Origin of the sequence: Streptomyces sp. NPDC051921, assembly GCF_040680975.1 — a bacterium.
Classification (GTDB): domain Bacteria; phylum Actinomycetota; class Actinomycetes; order Streptomycetales; family Streptomycetaceae; genus Streptomyces.
This window is the reverse complement of the sequence record NZ_JBFAXU010000002.1, coordinates 168,345-185,536: the sequence shown is the minus strand read 5'-3', so window position 1 is coordinate 185,536 and position 17,192 is coordinate 168,345. Positions and strand designations below refer to the sequence as shown.

The 17,192-nt window shown below is 71.2% G+C and carries 16 protein-coding genes; 10 read left to right on the top strand and 6 right to left on the bottom strand.

The window, feature by feature from the left end; translation table 11 throughout:
- Positions 1-80: 80 nt before the first annotated feature.
- The 5 genes from atpA (at position 81) to AB0M16_RS03480 (ending at position 5,136) form a co-directional block, all read left to right on the top strand.
- Complete coding sequence (gene atpA / locus AB0M16_RS03500) at positions 81-1,679, top strand: F0F1 ATP synthase subunit alpha (protein ID WP_365338260.1); 1,599 nt, start codon at positions 81-83, stop codon at positions 1,677-1,679.
- 20 nt (positions 1,680-1,699) lie between these two features.
- Positions 1,700-2,617, top strand: a complete 918-nt coding sequence (locus AB0M16_RS03495; protein ID WP_365338258.1) for a F0F1 ATP synthase subunit gamma — start codon at positions 1,700-1,702, stop codon at positions 2,615-2,617.
- Entirely contained in the window at positions 2,617-4,056 is a 1,440-nt protein-coding gene (atpD, locus tag AB0M16_RS03490) for a F0F1 ATP synthase subunit beta (RefSeq protein ID WP_365338256.1), read from the top strand. Before AB0M16_RS03495 ends, atpD begins: the two co-directional genes overlap by 1 nt.
- Before the next feature lie 113 nt (positions 4,057-4,169).
- Entirely contained in the window at positions 4,170-4,544 is a 375-nt protein-coding gene (locus AB0M16_RS03485) for a F0F1 ATP synthase subunit epsilon (RefSeq protein ID WP_359523352.1), read from the top strand.
- Between the two features lie 145 nt (positions 4,545-4,689).
- On the top strand, positions 4,690-5,136 hold the full coding sequence (locus AB0M16_RS03480) for a DUF2550 domain-containing protein (protein ID WP_365338736.1): 447 nt from the start codon (positions 4,690-4,692) through the stop codon (positions 5,134-5,136).
- A 208-nt stretch (positions 5,137-5,344) separates the two neighbouring features.
- Here the strand turns inward: AB0M16_RS03480 and AB0M16_RS03475 are convergent, their stop codons facing one another.
- From AB0M16_RS03475 to AB0M16_RS03465, 3 genes are all read right to left on the bottom strand, one after another.
- Complete coding sequence (locus tag AB0M16_RS03475) at positions 5,345-7,105, bottom strand: glycoside hydrolase family 18 chitinase (RefSeq protein ID WP_365338734.1); 1,761 nt, start codon at positions 7,103-7,105, stop codon at positions 5,345-5,347.
- Between the two features lie 211 nt (positions 7,106-7,316).
- Positions 7,317-7,955 (bottom strand): response regulator transcription factor, encoded by a 639-nt coding sequence (locus tag AB0M16_RS03470; protein WP_365338253.1) that lies wholly within the window; start codon positions 7,953-7,955, stop codon positions 7,317-7,319.
- Positions 7,952-9,148 carry a histidine kinase gene (locus AB0M16_RS03465; protein ID WP_365338251.1) on the bottom strand — a complete coding sequence of 399 codons (1,197 nt, stop codon included), beginning with the start codon at positions 9,146-9,148 and terminating at the stop codon, positions 7,952-7,954. The genes AB0M16_RS03470 and AB0M16_RS03465 overlap by 4 nt, the downstream gene beginning before the upstream one ends.
- 151 nt (positions 9,149-9,299) lie before the next feature.
- Between AB0M16_RS03465 and AB0M16_RS03460 the strand changes: the two genes are divergently transcribed.
- The gene (locus tag AB0M16_RS03460) at positions 9,300-9,935 is read left to right on the top strand and encodes a hypothetical protein (RefSeq protein WP_365338249.1); all 636 of its coding nucleotides are present in this window, start codon (positions 9,300-9,302) and stop codon (positions 9,933-9,935) included.
- Here the strand turns inward: AB0M16_RS03460 and AB0M16_RS03455 are convergent.
- From AB0M16_RS03455 to AB0M16_RS03445, 3 genes are read right to left on the bottom strand one after another with little or no spacing between them, the layout of a single operon-like run.
- Positions 9,855-10,427: a cob(I)yrinic acid a,c-diamide adenosyltransferase gene (locus AB0M16_RS03455; protein WP_365338247.1), complete on the bottom strand. Its 573-nt coding sequence runs from the start codon at positions 10,425-10,427 to the stop codon at positions 9,855-9,857. The genes AB0M16_RS03460 and AB0M16_RS03455 overlap by 81 nt on opposite strands.
- A 13-nt stretch (positions 10,428-10,440) precedes the next feature.
- Complete coding sequence (locus tag AB0M16_RS03450; protein WP_365338245.1) at positions 10,441-11,190, bottom strand: ABC transporter permease; 750 nt, start codon at positions 11,188-11,190, stop codon at positions 10,441-10,443.
- Between the two features lie 11 nt (positions 11,191-11,201).
- Complete coding sequence (locus AB0M16_RS03445) at positions 11,202-11,975, bottom strand: ATP-binding cassette domain-containing protein (RefSeq protein ID WP_365338243.1); 774 nt, start codon at positions 11,973-11,975, stop codon at positions 11,202-11,204.
- A 71-nt stretch (positions 11,976-12,046) separates the two neighbouring features.
- Here AB0M16_RS03445 and AB0M16_RS03440 point away from each other — a divergent pair, with 71 nt between their 5' ends.
- The 4 genes from AB0M16_RS03440 (at position 12,047) to AB0M16_RS03425 (ending at position 17,145) form a co-directional block, all read left to right on the top strand.
- The gene (locus tag AB0M16_RS03440; RefSeq protein ID WP_365338241.1) at positions 12,047-12,685 is read left to right on the top strand and encodes a TetR/AcrR family transcriptional regulator; all 639 of its coding nucleotides are present in this window, start codon (positions 12,047-12,049) and stop codon (positions 12,683-12,685) included.
- Positions 12,686-12,843: 158 nt separating this feature from the next.
- On the top strand, positions 12,844-13,692 hold the full coding sequence (locus AB0M16_RS03435; RefSeq protein ID WP_365338239.1) for a 3-hydroxyacyl-CoA dehydrogenase family protein: 849 nt from the start codon (positions 12,844-12,846) through the stop codon (positions 13,690-13,692).
- 193 nt (positions 13,693-13,885) lie between these two features.
- Entirely contained in the window at positions 13,886-14,209 is a 324-nt protein-coding gene (locus AB0M16_RS03430; RefSeq protein WP_365338237.1) for an STAS domain-containing protein, read from the top strand.
- A 287-nt stretch (positions 14,210-14,496) separates the two neighbouring features.
- Positions 14,497-17,145 carry an ATP-binding protein gene (locus AB0M16_RS03425; RefSeq protein WP_365338235.1) on the top strand — a complete coding sequence of 883 codons (2,649 nt, stop codon included), beginning with the start codon at positions 14,497-14,499 and terminating at the stop codon, positions 17,143-17,145.
- The last annotated feature ends 47 nt before the right edge of the window (positions 17,146-17,192 follow it).

The window sequence follows — 17,192 nt, the reverse complement described above, 5'->3', positions numbered from 1 at the left end:
AGATTGCAGAAGATTCCTGGGGGTCGGCCCCCAGACCCCTTAAGAAACTTCGGGCCCAACAAGGAGAGCAGGGAACCCAGATGGCGGAGCTCACGATCCGGCCGGAGGAGATCCGGGACGCGCTGGAGAACTTCGTCCAGTCGTACCAGCCGGACGCGGCCTCGCGCGAGGAGGTCGGCACGGTCAGCCTGGCCGGCGACGGTATCGCGAAGGTCGAGGGTCTTCCCTCGGCCATGGCGAACGAGCTGCTGAAGTTCGAGGACGGCACCCTCGGTCTCGCCCTCAACCTCGAGGAGCGCGAGATCGGTGCCATCGTCCTCGGCGAGTTCAGCGGCATCGAGGAGGGTCAGTCGGTGCAGCGCACCGGCGAGGTCCTCTCCGTAGGTGTCGGTGAGGGCTACCTGGGTCGCGTCGTCGACCCGCTCGGTAACCCGATCGACGGTCTCGGCGAGATCGCGACCGAGGGCCGCCGCGCCCTCGAGCTGCAGGCCCCCGGCGTCATGCAGCGCAAGTCGGTCCACGAGCCGATGGAGACCGGCTACAAGGCCGTCGACGCCATGACCCCGGTCGGCCGTGGTCAGCGTCAGCTGATCATCGGTGACCGTCAGACCGGCAAGACCGCGCTGTGCATCGACACGATCATCAACCAGCGTGACAACTGGCGCTCGGGCGACGTGAACAAGCAGGTCCGCTGCATCTACGTCGCCGTCGGCCAGAAGGGCTCCACCATCGCCGCCGTCCGCGGTGCCCTGGAGGAGGCCGGTGCCCTCGAGTACACGACCATCGTCGCCGCCCCGGCGTCCGACCCGGCCGGCTTCAAGTACCTGGCGCCGTACACCGGTTCGGCCATCGGTCAGCACTGGATGTACCAGGGCAAGCACGTCCTGATCGTCTTCGACGACCTGTCGAAGCAGGCCGACGCCTACCGCGCCGTGTCGCTGCTGCTGCGCCGCCCGCCGGGCCGTGAGGCCTACCCGGGTGACGTCTTCTACCTGCACTCCCGCCTGCTCGAGCGCTGCGCCAAGCTCTCGGACGAGCTGGGTGCCGGTTCGATGACCGGTCTGCCGATCGTCGAGACCAAGGCCAACGACGTCTCGGCGTTCATCCCGACCAACGTCATCTCCATCACCGACGGCCAGTGCTTCCTGGAGTCCGACCTGTTCAACGCCGGCCAGCGTCCGGCCCTGAACGTCGGTATCTCCGTCTCCCGTGTCGGTGGCTCCGCCCAGCACAAGGCGATGAAGCAGATCTCCGGTCGCCTCCGCGTCGACCTGGCCCAGTTCCGTGAGCTGGAGGCGTTCGCCGCCTTCGGTTCCGACCTGGACGCCGCGTCGAAGTCGCAGCTGGAGCGTGGTCAGCGCATGGTCGAGCTGCTCAAGCAGGCTCAGTACCAGCCGATGCCCACGGAGAACCAGGTCGTGTCGATCTGGGCCGGTACCACCGGCAAGATGGACGACGTCCCGGTGGCCGACATCCGCCGCTTCGAGGCCGAGCTGCTGGCGTACCTGCGCCAGAACCACTCGGGCCTCATGACCTCCATCCGTGAGGGCGGCAAGATGTCGGACGACACGCTGCAGTCCGTCGCCGACGCGATCGCGGAGTTCAAGAAGCAGTTCGAGACCTCTGACGGCAAGCTGCTCGGCGAGGACGCTCCCGCCGCCGTCAACGTCTCGAAGTGACGACGGAAGGGACCTGACTCATGGGAGCGCAGCTCCGGGTCTACAAGCGTCGCATCAAATCCGTCACCGCGACGAAGAAGATCACCAAGGCGATGGAGATGATCGCCGCCTCGCGCGTCGTCAAGGCGCAGCGCAAGGTGCAGGCGTCGACTCCGTACGCGACCGAGCTCACCCGCGCGGTGACCGCGGTGGCCACGGGTGCGAGCGACAAGCACGCGCTGACCACCGAGGCGGAGAACCCGACTCGCGCCGCGGTCCTGCTCCTCACGAGCGACCGCGGTCTGGCCGGCGCCTTCAACTCCAACGCCATCAAGGCGGCGGAGCAGCTCATCAAGAAGCTGGAGGGCGAGGGCAAGGCGGTCGACATCTACGTCGTCGGTCGCCGTGGTGTCGCGCACTTCAACTTCCGTGAGCGCAAGCTGGCCGACACGTGGACCGGCTTCACGGACGAGCCGTCGTACGCGGACGCCAAGAAGATCGGCGAGCCGCTGATCGAGGCGATCGAGAAGGACACGGCCGAGGGTGGTGTGGACGAGCTCCACATCGTCTACACCGAGTTCATCTCGATGATGACGCAGACGGCGGTCGAGGCCCGGCTGCTGCCCCTCAGCCTCGACGAGGTCGCGAAGGAGGCCGGCGAGTCGGACACGCTCCGTCCGCTGTACGACTTCGAGCCGTCGGCGGAGGACGTTCTCGACGCCCTTCTGCCGCGCTACGTCGAGAGCCGGATCTACAACGCGCTGCTCCAGTCCTCGGCCTCGAAGCACGCCGCCACGCGGCGTGCGATGAAGTCGGCGACCGACAACGCGGGTGAGCTGATCACCAACCTCACCCGACTTGCCAACGCGGCCCGCCAGGCCGACATCACCCAGGAAATCAGCGAGATCGTCGGTGGCACTGCTGCCCTGGCCGACGCGACCGCGGGGAGTGACAAGTAATGACGACCACTGTTGAGACGGCCGCCGCCACGGGCCGCGTCGCCCGGGTCATCGGCCCGGTCGTCGACGTGGAGTTCCCCGTCGACGCGATGCCGGAGATCTACAACGCGCTGAACGTCCAGGTGCCGGACCCGTCCGGTCAGGGCACCAAGACGCTGACCCTCGAGGTCGCGCAGCACCTCGGTGACGGCATGGTCCGCACCATCTCGATGCAGCCCACCGACGGTCTGGTCCGCCAGGCCCCGGTGACCGACACGGGCTCGGCCATCACGGTCCCCGTCGGTGACGTCACCAAGGGCAAGGTGTTCAACACCCTGGGCGAGGTCCTCAACGAGGACCCCTCCACGGTCGCCTCCGCCGACCGCTGGGCGATCCACCGCAAGGCCCCGGCCTTCGACCAGCTCGAGTCCAAGACCGAGATGTTCGAGACCGGCCTGAAGGTCGTCGACCTTCTCACCCCGTACGTCAAGGGTGGAAAGATCGGTCTGTTCGGTGGTGCCGGTGTCGGCAAGACCGTTCTGATCCAGGAAATGATCATGCGTGTGGCGAAGCTGCACGAGGGTGTGTCGGTCTTCGCGGGCGTCGGTGAGCGCACCCGTGAGGGCAACGACCTCATGGTCGAGATGGAGGAGGCCGGCGTTCTCGACAAGACCGCGCTGGTCTTCGGCCAGATGGACGAGCCCCCGGGCACCCGTCTGCGCGTGGCCCTGGCCGGTCTGACCATGGCGGAGTACTTCCGCGATGTGCAGAAGCAGGACGTGCTGTTCTTCATCGACAACATCTTCCGCTTCACCCAGGCCGGTTCCGAGGTGTCGACCCTGCTCGGCCGTATGCCCTCCGCGGTGGGCTACCAGCCGAACCTGGCCGACGAGATGGGTCTCCTCCAGGAGCGCATCACCTCGACCCGTGGTCACTCGATCACCTCGATGCAGGCGATCTACGTCCCCGCCGACGACCTCACCGACCCGGCGCCGGCGACCACCTTCGCCCACCTCGACGCGACGACGGTTCTCTCCCGTCCGATCTCCGAGAAGGGCATCTACCCGGCCGTGGACCCGCTGGACTCCACGTCCCGGATCCTGGACCCGCGCTACATCGCGCAGGACCACTACGACGCCGCCATGCGCGTCAAGGGCATCCTGCAGAAGTACAAGGACCTCCAGGACATCATCGCGATCCTCGGTATCGACGAGCTGAGCGAGGAGGACAAGCTCGTTGTCCACCGCGCCCGCCGTGTCGAGCGCTTCCTGTCCCAGAACACCCACGCGGCGAAGCAGTTCACCGGTGTGGACGGTTCGGACGTTCCGCTCGACGAGTCGATCGCCGCGTTCAACGCGATCTGCGACGGTGAGTTCGACCACTTCCCGGAGCAGGCCTTCTTCATGTGTGGTGGTCTCGAGGACCTCAAGAAGAACGCCAAGGAGCTCGGCGTCTCCTGAGCCCCGTGCTCGCCTTGAGGGGGGCGGGATCGGTCCCGCCCCCCTCGCCACGCCCCCTAGAATTGATCCCAACACCCGGCAGCACCGCCGGGTGGTGACCCGAGGAGCCAACCTTGGCTGCTGAGCTGCACGTCGAGCTGGTCGCCGCGGACCGGAGTGTCTGGTCCGGCGAGGCCACCCTGGTCATCGCGCGTACCACCTCCGGCGACATCGGCGTCATGCCCGGTCACCAGCCGCTGCTCGGTGTGCTGGAGTCGGGCCCGGTGACCATCCGTACGAGCGAGGGCGGCACGGTCGTGGCCGCTGTCCACGGCGGATTCATCTCCTTCGCCGACGACAAGCTGTCTCTGCTCGCGGAGATCGCCGAGCTGGCGGACGAGATCGACGCCCAGCGCGCCGAGCGCGCGCTGGAGCGGGCGAAGTCGGACGAGGATGCCGCCGCCGAGCGGCGCGCCGAGGTCCGGCTGCGCGCGGTAGCGGTCCGCTAGCGGACCGCGCCCGAGAGTTGTGCCCTCAGCCGCGGCACGGCTGGAATTTTCCAGACCGTGTCGCGGCTGAGGCGATGCATATGCAGGTTGTATTCGGTCTGGCCGGGTCCACCGGTTACGGGAAGCGGCGAGGAGGTCGGTGAAGATGTTCCTCGCGCTGCTCGTGTGCGGCCTGGTCGTCGCACTGGTGGTGATCGGGCTCTTCGTCTTCGGCTTGCGCCGCAGACTGATCCAGCGTGCCGGCGGGACCTTCGACTGTTCCCTGCGCTGGAACGTGCCGGAGGCCCCGGACCCCAGCGGCAAGGGCTGGGTGTACGGGGTCGCGCGGTACAGCGGGGACGAGATCGCCTGGTTCCGGGTCTTCTCGTACGCCCCTCGTCCCAAGCGGGTGCTGGAGCGCTCGGCCATCGAGGTCCTGGAGCGCCGGATGCCGGAGGGCGAGGAGGAGCTGGCGCTCCTTTCGGACTCCGTGATCCAGGGCTGTCTGGTGCGCGGCACCCGGCTGGAGCTGGCGATGAGCGAGGACGCCCTCACCGGCTTCCTGGCCTGGCTGGAAGCAGCACCGCCCGGCCAGCGAGTGAATGTGGCCTGATCGGCCTCTCGCTGGATGGGGGTCCCCCCGGACGGAGTCTGGGGGAGAGTGAATGTGGCCTGATCGGCCTCTCGCTGGATGGGGGTCCCCCCGGACGGAGTCTGGGGGAGAGTGAATGTGGCCTGATCGGCCTGGCCTGATCGGCCTCTCGCGGTGGACGTGTGAAGCGGGGACGGCGTGCTGCGCCGTCCCCGCTTCGTCGTACGGGCTAGTTCAGCCCGCTGTTGATGGCGCCGACGAGCTCGCCGTTGGTGCTGTCGCCGCTGAACTCCCAGAAGAAGGCGCCGCCCAGGCCCTGGTTCTTGGCCCAGCCCATCTTCGAGGTGACGGTGGCGGGGGTGTCGTAGCTCCACCAGTTGGTGCCGCAGTGCGCGTAGGCGGTGCCGGCGACCGTGCCGTTGGCCGGGCAGGAGTTCTTGAGGACCTTGTAGTCCTCGATGCCCTGCTCGTAGGTGCCCTGGGCCGGTCCGGTGGCGGTGCCGCCGGGGGCGGACTGGGTGACGCCGGTCCAGCCGCGTCCGTAGAAGCCGATGCCGAGCAGCAGCTTGCCGGCCGGGACGCCCTTGGCCTTGTACTTGGCGATGGCCTCGGCCGAGTTGAAGCCCTGCTGCGGGATGCCGGCGTACGAGGTGAGCGGGGAGTGCGGGGCGGTCGGGCCCTGCGCGGCCCAGGCGCCGAAGAAGTCGTACGTCATCACGTTGAACCAGTTCATGTACTGCGCGGCGCCCGCGTAGTCGGTGGCGTCGATCTTGCCGCCGGAGGAGGCGTCGGCGGTGACGGCCGCGGTGACGAGGGCGCTGGAGCCGAACTTGGCCCGCATCGCCTGCATCATGTTCTTGAAGGCGTTCGGGCCGCTGGTGTCACAGGACAGGCCGCACGCGTTCGGGTACTCCCAGTCGAGGTCGATGCCGTCGAAGACGTCGGCCCAGCGCGGGTCTTCCACCAGGTCGTAGCAGGACTGGGCGAAGGCGGTCGGGTTCTGGACGGCCTGGCCGAAGCCGCCGGACCAGGTCCAGCCGCCGAAGGACCAGATGACCTTGATGTTCGGGTAGGCCTTCTTCAGCTTGCGCAGCTGGTTGAAGTTGCCGCGCAGCGGCTGGTCCCAGGTGTCGGCGACGCCGTCGACGGACTGGTCGGCGGTGTAGGCCTTGTCGTAGTCGGCGTAGGAGTCACCGATGGTGCACCTGCCGCCGGTGACGTTGCCGAAGGCGTAGTTGATGTGGGTGATCTTGGCTGCGGAGCCGGAGGTCACGATGTTCTTGACGTGGTAATTGCGCCCGTAGACGCCCCAGTTGGTGAAGTAACCCATCTTCACCACGTTCGGGGGCGGGGTGCCGCCTCCGCCGCCGGTGGTGCGGACCGGGGTGGTGCCGCTGGCGGGGCCGGTCTGGTCGGCGGTGTCGCGGGCGACGACCGTGTAGGTGTAGTCGGTGCCGGCGGTGAGGGCGGTGTCGGTGTACGTCAGGCCGGTGACCGTGGCGACCGTGGTGCCGCCCCGCTTGACGTCGTAGTTCTTGACGCCCTTGTCGTCGGTGGCGGCGGTCCAGGTGAGCTTCGCCGAGGTGTCGGTGATGTTCGAGGCGACCGGGGTGCCGGGCGCGGACGGAGCGTTGTCGCCGGGCTGGGTGGAGCCGTCGCAGGAGCCGCCGTTGACCTTGCAGCCGGACGGGGAGCCGGAACCCGTGCCGTTGAAGCCGAAGGAGATGGTGGCGCCGGGGGCGAGGGTGCCGTTCCAGCCGACGTTCTTGGCGGTCCAGTGGGTGCCGGAGCTGGTGACGGTGGCGTCCCAGGCGGAGGTGACCGCGGTGCCGGAGGGGAAGTCCCACTCGACGGTCCAGGAGGAGAGGGTGGTGGTGCCGGTGTTCTTCACCGTCCACTTGCCCTCGAAGCCGGTGCCCCAGTCCTGGGTCTTGGTGTACGTGGCGGTCGCGGAGGTCGCCGCCTCTGCGGGGGCCGCGAGGCCGATCATGGCGGCCAGGGGCAGTACGAGGGCGGTGAGGCCGGCGGCGGCCCGGCGTCTCAACCCTGCTCTGCGCGTCGGTGCTTGAGTGCTCAACGGTGCTCCTCAAGTTGCGGACGGTCATGGTGGGGGTGGTCCGTGAAGGTGCGCGCGCCCCGCGAGCGTAGGAAGGTCTGGACCAATCGTCAAGAGGTCCAGACCTTCGTTGCCGCTCTTCCCCTCAGACCCCCAACTCCCGCGCCAGCACCGCCGCTTGGACACGCGACCTGAGCTCCAGCTTGCCGAGCACCTTCGAGACGTGGGTCTTCACCGTCGCCTCCGCCATCTCCAGGCGCACCGCGATCTCCGCGTTCGACAGCCCCCCGCCCAGCGCCGAGAGCACCTCGCGCTCCCGGGGTGTCAGGGCGTCGAGCACCCCGGAGGCCGGGGCCGGACGGCTCGGGGCGGCGAACTCGGCGATCAGCCGCCGGGTCACCGCCGGGGCGATCAGGCCCTCGCCGCGGGCCACCGTCCGTACCGCCTCCAGCAGGTCCTTCGCGTCCGTGTTCTTGAGCAGGAAGCCCGCCGCGCCCGCGCGCAGCGCCCCGAACACGTACTCGTCGAGGTCGAAGGTGGTCAGCACCAGGACGTCCGCGAGCCCCTCCGCCGCCACCTGCCGGGTCGCCGACACCCCGTCCAGCTTCGGCATCTGCACGTCCATCAGGACCAGGTCCGGGCGCAGTTCGCGGGCCAGCTCCACCGCGCGCTCCCCGTCGGCGGCCTCGCCCACCACCTCGATGTCGGGCGCGCTGCCCAGAATCAGCACGAGCCCGGCGCGTACCGCGCTCTGGTCCTCGGCGACCACGATCCGGATCGTCATGCCTCCGGCGTCCTCTCCTCGGCGGGCAGCACGGCCCGCACCTGCCAGATCTTCGTGCCGTCCCCGTCCGGGACCGGCCCCGCCTCGAACTCCCCGCCGAGCAGCTGCACCCGCTCCCGCATGCCGACCAGACCCGCTCCCGAGCCCGGCGCGCGAGGTCCTGGGCGGTCCCCGAAGGGGCTGGTCACCCGTACCGTGAGGGCCCGCGCGTCGCGGGCCAGGAGCACCGTGACCGTACCCGCCGGGGCGTGCTTGAGGGCGTTCGTCAGCGACTCCTGCACGATCCGGTACGCGGCCAGCTCGACCGGCGCGGGCAGCTCCTCGCCGGTCTCCTCACGGGCGTCGTCGAGGGTGAACGCCAGCCCGCTCGACGCCCCGTTGGTGCGCGCCTGGGCGAGCAGCGCCTCCAGGCCCGAGAGCCGCGGCACGGCCGCCGGCTCGGCGTCGCCGCCGCTGTCGCGGAGCAGGCCGATCAGCCGGCGCATCTCGGCGAGCCCCGCCACGCTGTTCTCGCGGATCACGGTCAGAGCCTGCCGGGTGGTGGCCTCGTCGTCGATCGACAGCGCGGCGGTGGAGTGGATGGCGATCGCCGAGAGGTGGTTGGCGACCATGTCGTGCAGTTCGCGGGCCATCCGGGCGCGTTCGGCGACCACCGCCTGCGCGCGGTCCATCTCGGCGAGCAGCGCCGTCTGCTCCGCCCGCAGCTTCGCCGCCTCGGCGGCCTCGCGGTGATTGCGCACGATCGCGCCGGTGAGGGCCGGCAGGAACGAGAGCATGCCCGACAGGACGCCCACCAGCAGTGCGATCGCGTTCTGCCACCAGATCAGCAGCACCACGGTGATCGCGACCGTGACGAGACCGGTGGTGTACGGGATGCGCCGGGCGGAGGCGGGCGGTCCGTACACCACGGCGGCGTAGACCACGTCCGTGAACATCAGGACGGTGGCGAGGTTGCCGTGGGTGAACTGGTCCGCGGCGATGGCCAGGGTGCCGACGACCAGCGCGGTGCGCGGGGCGGTGCGGCGCACCGCCTCCATCGCCGCCATCACGACCAGCGGGATCAGCGTGGCCCAGCGCTGGTCGAAGACCCGGTCGCCGGTGACGAACAGGCCGAACGACCACAGGACCAGGCCGCCGGCGAGGCCGATGAAGGCGATCAGCAGATCGTCGCGATGGGGTCGGGGGAGGCGCACGTCCCCATCCAACACGCTGCGCCCGGCCCGGACGTCCTCGCGGGGGCCGAGCCGACCCTCCGTCGAAGGATGTAGACGCGGTTCCTCACCGCCGACGACGAATCCCGCCGGTGCGGACGGGACGCTGGTGGAGCGAGGAAAGGGGACTGCTGTGATCGTCACGCTGATCGTGATCTGCGAGGTCGGCTTCTGGGTGCTGCTCGCCGCCGGCCTCGCCGCCCGCTATCTGCTCAGGATGCCGCGCACCGGTGTGGCCCTGCTGCTGTGCGAGCCGCTGCTTGAGGTCGTGCTGCTGGTCGTCACCGCGATCGACCTGAAGAACGGCGCCGACCCCAGCTGGAAGCACGGCCTGGCCGCCCTCTACATCGGCTACACCGTCGGCCATGGCCACCGCACCGTGAAGTGGCTGGACGGCCACGCCGCGCACCGCCTGGCCGGCGGCCCGCCGCCGGTGAAGCCGCCGCGCTACGGCAAGGCCCGGGCCCGCCACGAGGGCCGGGTGTGGCTCGGCTCGGTGCTGGGCGCGGCCGTGGCCTCGGGTTTGCTGCTCCTGGCGATCTGGTACGTGGGGCCCGACGGCGAGACCGAGTCGCTGTGGGCCTGGATCACGGTCGCCTGGCGGGCGGCGGGCATCCACGGCCTGATCGCGCTGTCGTACGCGATCTGGCCGAAGAAGCCGCCGAAGGGCGAGCGGACCGAACCGGCCTCAGCGGTCCCCGCCCGGGACCCAGAGGACGTCGCCGACCTCCCGGTTCGCCGTGCGAGCAAGGATGAAGAGCAGGTCTGACAGGCGGTTGAGGTAGGTGGCGGTCAGGGGGTTCATGGTCTCGCCGTGGACCTCCATCGCCGCCCAGGTGGAGCGCTCGGCCCGGCGGACCACCGTGCACGCCTGGTGCAGGAGGGCCGCGCCGGGCGTGCCGCCGGGGAGGATGAAGGAGCGGAGCTTGTCGAGCCGCTCCAGGAAGCGGTCGCAGTCGGCCTCCAGCTTGTCGACGTACGACTGCTCGACGCGCAGCGGCGGGTACGCGGGGTTCTCCACCACCGGGGTGGACAGGTCCGCGCCCACGTCGAACAGGTCGTTCTGGACGCGGACGAGGACCTTCACCACGTCCTCGTCGAGCGCGCCGAGAGCGATGGCCGTGCCGATGACGGCGTTGGCCTCGTTGGCGTCGGCGTAGGCCGAGATCCGCAGATCGGTCTTGGCGGTCCGGCTCATGTCGCCGAGGGCGGTGGTGCCCTGGTCGCCGGTGCGGGTGTAGATGCGCGTCAGATTGACCATGCTCCCAGCGTAGTTACGCGCCGGCCTTCCGGAACGTCCGTGTGCCCACCGTCACGGCGAGCGCGGTGAGTGCGACCGCGGCGAGGACGCCGTACAGCATCGTGACGGTCGCGTAGTGGCCGACGTACGCGTCCCGCACCGCGTCGACCAGGTAGCGGAACGGCATGAAGTGCGACAGGACGTCGAGCCAGCCCGGTGCGAGGGCCATCGGGAGCATCAGACCGGACAGCAGCATCGAGGGCATCGCCAGCGTGTTGATCGCCGGGCCGAACTCCTGCGGGCTCGGCAGCCGCAGCGCGAGCACGTACGACAGCGAGGCGAGCGAGAAGGTGAGCAGGGCGACGAAGCCGAAGCCGATGAGGATGCCGGCGAGCGGCGCCCGGAGGCCCATGAGCAGGGCGGCGAGGACCAGAAGGACCGACTGGAAGAGGAAGAGGGCGGCGTCCCGCAGGGTCCGGCCGAGCAGCAGCGCGAGGCGGCTGACCGGGGTGACCCGCATCCGTTCGAGGACGCCCCAGTTCTTCTCCATGATGACGGCGAAGCCCGCGAACGAGGCCCCGAAGAGGCCGAGCTGGAGCAGCAGCCCCGGCACGAGGACCTGCCAGGAGTCGCCCGCGCGGCCGAGCGGGAGCCCGGTCAGCAGCGGGCCGAAGAAGAACAGGTAGAGCAGCGGCATCAGCGCGCCGAAGAAGATCTGGAACGGCGAGCGCAGGGTCTGCCGGGCGTAGCGGCCGAAGAGGACCGCGGTGTCGTGGAGAAGCATCGCGTGGGCTCCTAGACGGCGACGGGCGTGGTGTCGACGGGCGCGGGGCCGCGCCCGGTGATGGCGAGGAAGGCGTCCTGGAGGGTGTCCGCGCCGTGCTCGGCCCTGAGCGCGGCGGGGGAGCCCTCGGCGACGACGACACCCCCGTCGATGATCACCAGCCGGTCGGCGAGGGCGTCCGCCTCGTCGAGGTAGTGGGTGGTGAGGACGACCGTGGTGCCGTACTCGTCGCGCAGTCGTCGGACCAGCGCCCACAGGGCGGCGCGGCTGCCCGGGTCGAGTCCGGTGGTCGGCTCGTCGAGGAAGAGCAGCTCGGGGCGGTGGGTGAGGCCGAGCGCGAGGTCGAGCCGGCGCCGCTGGCCGCCGGAGAGGGCGGCGGTGCTCCGGTCGAGGAGCTCGGTGAGGTCGAGGTCGCGGGCGAGTTCGTCGGCGCGGGCGGCGGCCTCGACGCGTGGAAGTCCGTAGAGCCGCCCCTGGACGACGAGTTCGGAGCGGACGGTCTCCTGCGGGTCGACGCCGCCGCCCTGGGCGACGTACCCGATCTTCCGGCGGACGCCGACGGGGTCGCGCAGCAGGTCGTGGCCGACGACGGTGGCCACCCCGCCGGTGGGCGGGAGCAGGGTGCTGAGCATGCGCAGGGTCGTGGACTTGCCGGCGCCGTTGGGCCCGAGGAAGCCGAGGATCTCGCCCGCCCGCACCGTGAGGTCGATCCCGCGGACCGCGTGCACCTCGCCCCGCTTGGTCCGGAAGGTCCGGGACAGCCCGGACGTGCTGATGATTGCCATGGCGACTACAAAAACAGAGTCTCTGAAATTTTGCAACGCCTCCAAAATTTCAGGAGGCCTAGGATGAGCGCATGGCTGAAGGGCTGAGGGAGCGCAAGAAGCGCCAGACGAAACAGCGGATCTCGGACATCGCGACCGGGCTCTTCCTGGAGCGCGGCTTCCAGGCCGTGACGGTGGCGGAGATCGCGGAAGCCGCCGACGTCTCCGTCAACACCGTCTACAACTACTTCCCGGCCAAGGAGGACCTCTTCCTCGACCGGATGGAGGGCGTCACCCACCGCCTCGCCCGGATGATCCGCGGCCGAGACGCGGGGGAGTCCGCCGCACGGGCCGTGCTCCGCGAGATCCGCGGCCATGTCACCGCGGTCTCGCCCGCGTACGGCCTGATGGACGGCTATGCCGCCTTCATGCGGGTGATCGACGACGCCCCCACCCTCCAGGCCCGGCTCATGGCCCTCCAGCAGGAGGTCCGCCGCACCACCGTCGCCGCCCTGCGCGAGGAGGTCGGCGCCGCGCCCGACGACCCGATGCCGCTGCTCGTCGGCGGGCAGATCGCCTGGATCCAGGGCGCCCTCGTCGAGTTCATCAGCGCCGAGATGACCGCCGGACGCAAGGCGACCGAGGTCTCCCGCGAAGCGCTCGACCTGCTCGACGAGATCGAGGACGTGCTCAGCCGGAAGGTGCTCGACTACGCCGTCCGCACCGGCTGAGCCGTTCACCGCCGCCCGTCCGGCCTGTCGCGAGTGTGACGTCCGTCAAACAGGACGTGACGCGCCTTACTTCTCGGTCACAACGCCGCCCGCGCCCGCTAATCTCCGCCGAAGAGCCAGAAGTGAACAGTTGTTAAGGGCATTGAGGGGTGGAAGACGTGGCCAGGAAGCTCGCCGTCATCGGGGCCGGACTCATGGGGTCCGGCATCGCGCAGGTCTCGGCCCAGGCAGGCTGGGACGTCGTCCTGCGTGACGTCACCGACGCCGCGCTGACCCGGGGCACCGACGCCATCAAGACCTCGTACGAGCGCTTCGTCGCCAAGGGCAAGATGGACGCCGGCGACGCCGAGGCCGCGCTCGGCCGGATCACCGCGACCACCGAGCTCGAGGCCGTCGCCGACGCCGACATCGTCGTCGAGGCCGTCTTCGAGAAGCTGGAGGTCAAGCACGAGATCTTCCGCTCCCTCGACAAGATCGCCAAGGACGGCGCGGTCCTCGCCTCCAACACCTCCGCCATCCCGATCACCAAGATCGCCGCGGTGACGGAGCGCCCGGAGGCCGTGGTCGGCGTCCACTTCTTCTCGCCGGTCCCGATGATGCAGCTCGTCGAGCTCGTCCGCGGCTACAAGACCAGCGACGAAACCCTCGCCACCGCGCGGGAGTTCGCCGAGTCCGTCGGCAAGACCTGCATCGTCGTCAACCGCGACGTGGCCGGCTTCGTCACCACCCGCCTCATCTCGGCGCTCGTCGTCGAGGCCGCCAAGCTCTACGAGTCGGGCGTGGCCACCGCCGAGGACATCGACATCGCCTGCAAGCTGGGCTTCGGTCACGCGATGGGCCCGCTCGCCACCGCCGACCTGACCGGCGTCGACATCCTCGTCAACGCCACGAACAACATCTACACCGAGTCCCAGGACGAGAAGTTCGCGCCGCCGGAGCTGATGCGCCGGATGGTGGACGCGGGTGACATCGGCCGCAAGAGCGGGCAGGGCTTCTACACGTACTGATGCGCAGCGCGGTCGCGTACGCGTCTCACCAGAGCCGCGTGCGCGCCCGCACAGGGGTCCGACCGCCCCAGCGCCATCGCCCTCAGGGGTGAATTTCGATATCGGTTCGCTTACAAGGCGCAACGCTTCTGCCGATGCGGCAGTCATGCGTTGCGAAGACGGGCACACGACGGAGCACTCTCGGGGAGCGCATATGCACATCAGGGGCGACCATGCCGAGCTGGTCGTCGGGGGCCGCCTCGACGTCCGCAGCGCGGCGGACGCCCGAACGGTCCTGCACTCGGCGGTCGACGACGGATCCGGCGATCTCGTGCTCGACCTGACCGGCCTCGACTCCTGGGACGCCACCGGCCTCGGGGTCATCATGGGTGCCCACCGCCGGGCCGGCCGCTGCGGCCGCCGACTGGTGCTGCGCGGGGTGCCGCCCCAGATGCAGCGCCTCCTCGTCGCCACCCGGCTGCACCGCATCCTCGCCATCGAGGGCGGCCTCGCCGCCGAGTCGCTGCCCCGCGTCTGAACGGACCGGGAGGACCGTCCGGCCCCGTCCGCCCCGGTCAGGACCAGTTCGGCCGGTCCGGACCCGTCGGACCCGTTTCGGCCCCGCTCGGAGCGGCCGGCTGAAACGACGTCACGTCACGGCCGCGACACGCGGCTGTGAAGCCGCTGTGCGAAACAGGCGTCACACCCAATCCTCACAAGACCGTGACGTCTTGGTCTCCGCGCCACCCCGGCTGTTCCCGGAACCCGCACAACCGCATAGGGTCGGCTCGCCTGCACATCGCCCGCCGCTTGGGAGCTTGGACCATGGACCCGATCAGCCGGGGACCGGAGGACTACGGTCACGACACCGAGCCCGAGGACGCCCGCCCCGGACACGCCGCGCCCGCGCCCACGTCCACGGCGCCCTCCCGGGTGCGCACCGCCCGCCTGGTCTCCGGCGGCCTCCTGCTCACCGTCAATCCCCTCGACGGCAGCGAGATCGAGGTGTGTCCGCCGAGCGAGCAGCCCCCGGCCCCGCGCCGCCGCACCGCCCGCGAGCGCGCCGAGGCCGCCCGCGCCGCCACCCCGCCCGTACCGCCCGGGCCCGCGGCCCCCGCCCTCCCGCTGCTCGAACGGCAGGAACAGCGCGAGCAGCTCGTCCAGCACCTCACCCGAGGCCGCTCCGCCCGGCTCACCGGCCCCGCCGGCTCCGGCCGCACCACCCTCCTCGACGCCGTCGCCGCCGACTGCGCCGAGGTCGCGCCCGACGGCGTCGTGCGGCTCTCCGGCCACCACCGGACCCCCACCGAGCTGCTGTACGAGCTCTTCCAGGCCGTCCAGTACGCCCCCGGCTTCCGGCCCGACCGTGAGGAACTCCTCCTGGAGGTCCGCCGGATCGGCGCCATCGTCCTCGTCGACGACCTGGAGATCGGCGGCGCCGCCCTCGACGAGCTGCTGGCCGCCACCCCCGACTGCGCCTTCCTCTTCGCCGTCACCCCCGAGACCCCCGCCGCCTCGCCCGACGCCGCCCTCGAAGAGATCGCCCTCACCGGTCTCGGCCGCGCCGCCGCCGTCGAGCTCCTGGAGAACGCCGTCGGCCGCGCCCTCACCGAGGACGAGGCCAACTGGGCGGGCGACCTGTGGTTCGAGTCCGAGGGGCTCCCGCTGCGCTTCGTCCAGGCCGGCGCCCTGCTCCGGCAGCGCGACCGGCTCCGCGTCGGCCCCGCCGAGTTCGACGCCTTCGGCGCCCTGGAGGAGGCCTTCGGCCCGTCCGGCGTCGTGGCCGCCCCGGCCGTGCCCTCCGCCGACGACCCCGACGTCGAGGTGCGCGAGATACCCCTGCCCAGCCTCGGCGAGGGCGCCGCCCCCGCCGTCCTGCTCGCCTCCCGGCTCAGCCGCGCCGCCCAGGACACCCTGCGGTTCGCCGTCGCCCTCGGCGGTGAGGTGCCGCACCAGGCGCATCTGCCCGCCCTCGTCGGCGACACCCACGCCGACGCCGCCGTCGGCGAGCTCATGTCCTGCGGACTGCTCTCCCCGGTCGGCACCCGCTACCGGCTCGCCGCCGGTGTCCTCACCCAGCTGCTCGCCCAGAACTACGAGCCCGACCCCATCGGCCGCGCCCACACCGTCGCCCAGCACTACGCCTGGTGGGCCGGCCACCCCTCCGTCACCCCCGAGCGCGCCACCGCGGAGGCCGACTCGCTGCTCGCCGCGCTCGCCGCGCTCGTTCCCGGCAGCGCCGCCGAACACGCCGGCACCGGCGTCCTGCTCGCCCGGGCCGCCGCGCCCGCCTTCGCCGCCGGACTGCACTGGGGTGCCTGGGAGCGGGCCCTGCGCGGCGGCCAGGAGGCCGCCCGGCTGGCCGGCGAGGTCGCCGAAGAGGCATGGTTCCACCACGAGTTGGGCGTTCTCGCGCTCTGCCGCGGCAGCCTGCAGCGGGCCCGCGCCGAGCTGGAGGCCTCCATCGGCATGCGCGGCGCCCTCGCCGACAAGCGGGGCACCGTCGCCGGCCGCCGCGCCCTCGCGCTCGTCGCCGACCTCACCGGCGAGAGCGCCCCGGCGGAACCCGCGCCCGCGGCGCCCGCCGCCACCGCGCCGGCCGCCACCGCGTCCACCGCGTCCACGCTGCCTGTCGCGGCCGCCGCCCCCCGGACCACCCCGCTGCCGCGCCGCGAAGGCCCCGCCTCGCCGCCCCGCGGCATCCCGGTGGCCGCTCCCCTCCCGGCGAAGCCCGCCTTCCCCGACCTCGCCCCGCCGACCCCCGCCAGGCCGATGCCCCCGGTGGCCTCGAAGGCCTCCCTGGACGCCTTCCGTGCCTTCGCGGACGAGCCCCCGACCGTCGTCGGCCCGCTCGCGGACCGCGCCCAGGACCAGGACGCCGACCGGCGGCGCGGCGGCCTGCGCGCGGGCATCCTCACCGGGGCCCGCCGCAACCTGGCCGCCGTCGGCGCGGGCGCCCTCCTCGTCGCCGTGCTCGGCACCGTGGTCACCATCGGCGCCACCTCCGGCAACGGCGACGACCCCGGCAGCGGCCGGGTGACCTCGGACAGCACGTCGAGCCAGGACGGCACCCAGGACGGCACCGGCGGCGAGACCGAGCCCACCGAGGACTCCACCAGCAGCCCCACCGGCCCGGCGTCCCCGAACCCGACCGGCACGCCCTCCCCGGGCGCGACCGGCTCGGCGGGCACCCCCTCGACCCCGTCGGGCTCGCCGTCCGCGACGGGCAGCACGCGGCCGACCGGTTCCGCTACGGTGCGGCCGCCGAAGCCGCCGACGAACTCGCCGTCGCCGAAGCCGACCGGGACGAGTGCGTCGCCGTCGACCTCGCCGACGTCCAGCCAGTCCCCCACGACGTCGCCGACCACCTCCCCCTCGTCGTCCCCCAGCACCGGCACGGGTGAGACGAGCAGCTCCGCCTCCGCCTCCCGCTCCGAGTCCGCCCCCGCCACCACGAGCGGTTCCCCGGCCTGATCCGGGTACGTCGAAGGGCCCGGGCGCGATCCCTCGCACCCGGGCCC

Bases quoted from the DNA above. Each gene is read 5' to 3' on its own strand.
- atpA (WP_365338260.1), top strand. From the start codon at position 81: ATGGCGGAGCTCACGATCCGGCCGGAGGAGATCCGGGACGCGCTGGAG.
- AB0M16_RS03495 (WP_365338258.1), top strand. From the start codon at position 1,700: ATGGGAGCGCAGCTCCGGGTCTACAAGCGTCGCATCAAATCCGTCACC.
- atpD (WP_365338256.1), top strand. From the start codon at position 2,617: ATGACGACCACTGTTGAGACGGCCGCCGCCACGGGCCGCGTCGCCCGG.
- AB0M16_RS03480 (WP_365338736.1), top strand. From the start codon at position 4,690: ATGTTCCTCGCGCTGCTCGTGTGCGGCCTGGTCGTCGCACTGGTGGTG.
- AB0M16_RS03475 (WP_365338734.1), bottom strand. From the start codon at position 7,105: ATGATCGGCCTCGCGGCCCCCGCAGAGGCGGCGACCTCCGCGACCGCC.
- AB0M16_RS03470 (WP_365338253.1), bottom strand. From the start codon at position 7,955: ATGACGATCCGGATCGTGGTCGCCGAGGACCAGAGCGCGGTACGCGCC.
- AB0M16_RS03455 (WP_365338247.1), bottom strand. From the start codon at position 10,427: ATGGTCAATCTGACGCGCATCTACACCCGCACCGGCGACCAGGGCACC.
- AB0M16_RS03450 (WP_365338245.1), bottom strand. From the start codon at position 11,190: ATGCTTCTCCACGACACCGCGGTCCTCTTCGGCCGCTACGCCCGGCAG.
- AB0M16_RS03445 (WP_365338243.1), bottom strand. From the start codon at position 11,975: ATGGCAATCATCAGCACGTCCGGGCTGTCCCGGACCTTCCGGACCAAG.
- AB0M16_RS03440 (WP_365338241.1), top strand. From the start codon at position 12,047: ATGGCTGAAGGGCTGAGGGAGCGCAAGAAGCGCCAGACGAAACAGCGG.
- AB0M16_RS03430 (WP_365338237.1), top strand. From the start codon at position 13,886: ATGCACATCAGGGGCGACCATGCCGAGCTGGTCGTCGGGGGCCGCCTC.
- AB0M16_RS03425 (WP_365338235.1), top strand. From the start codon at position 14,497: ATGGACCCGATCAGCCGGGGACCGGAGGACTACGGTCACGACACCGAG.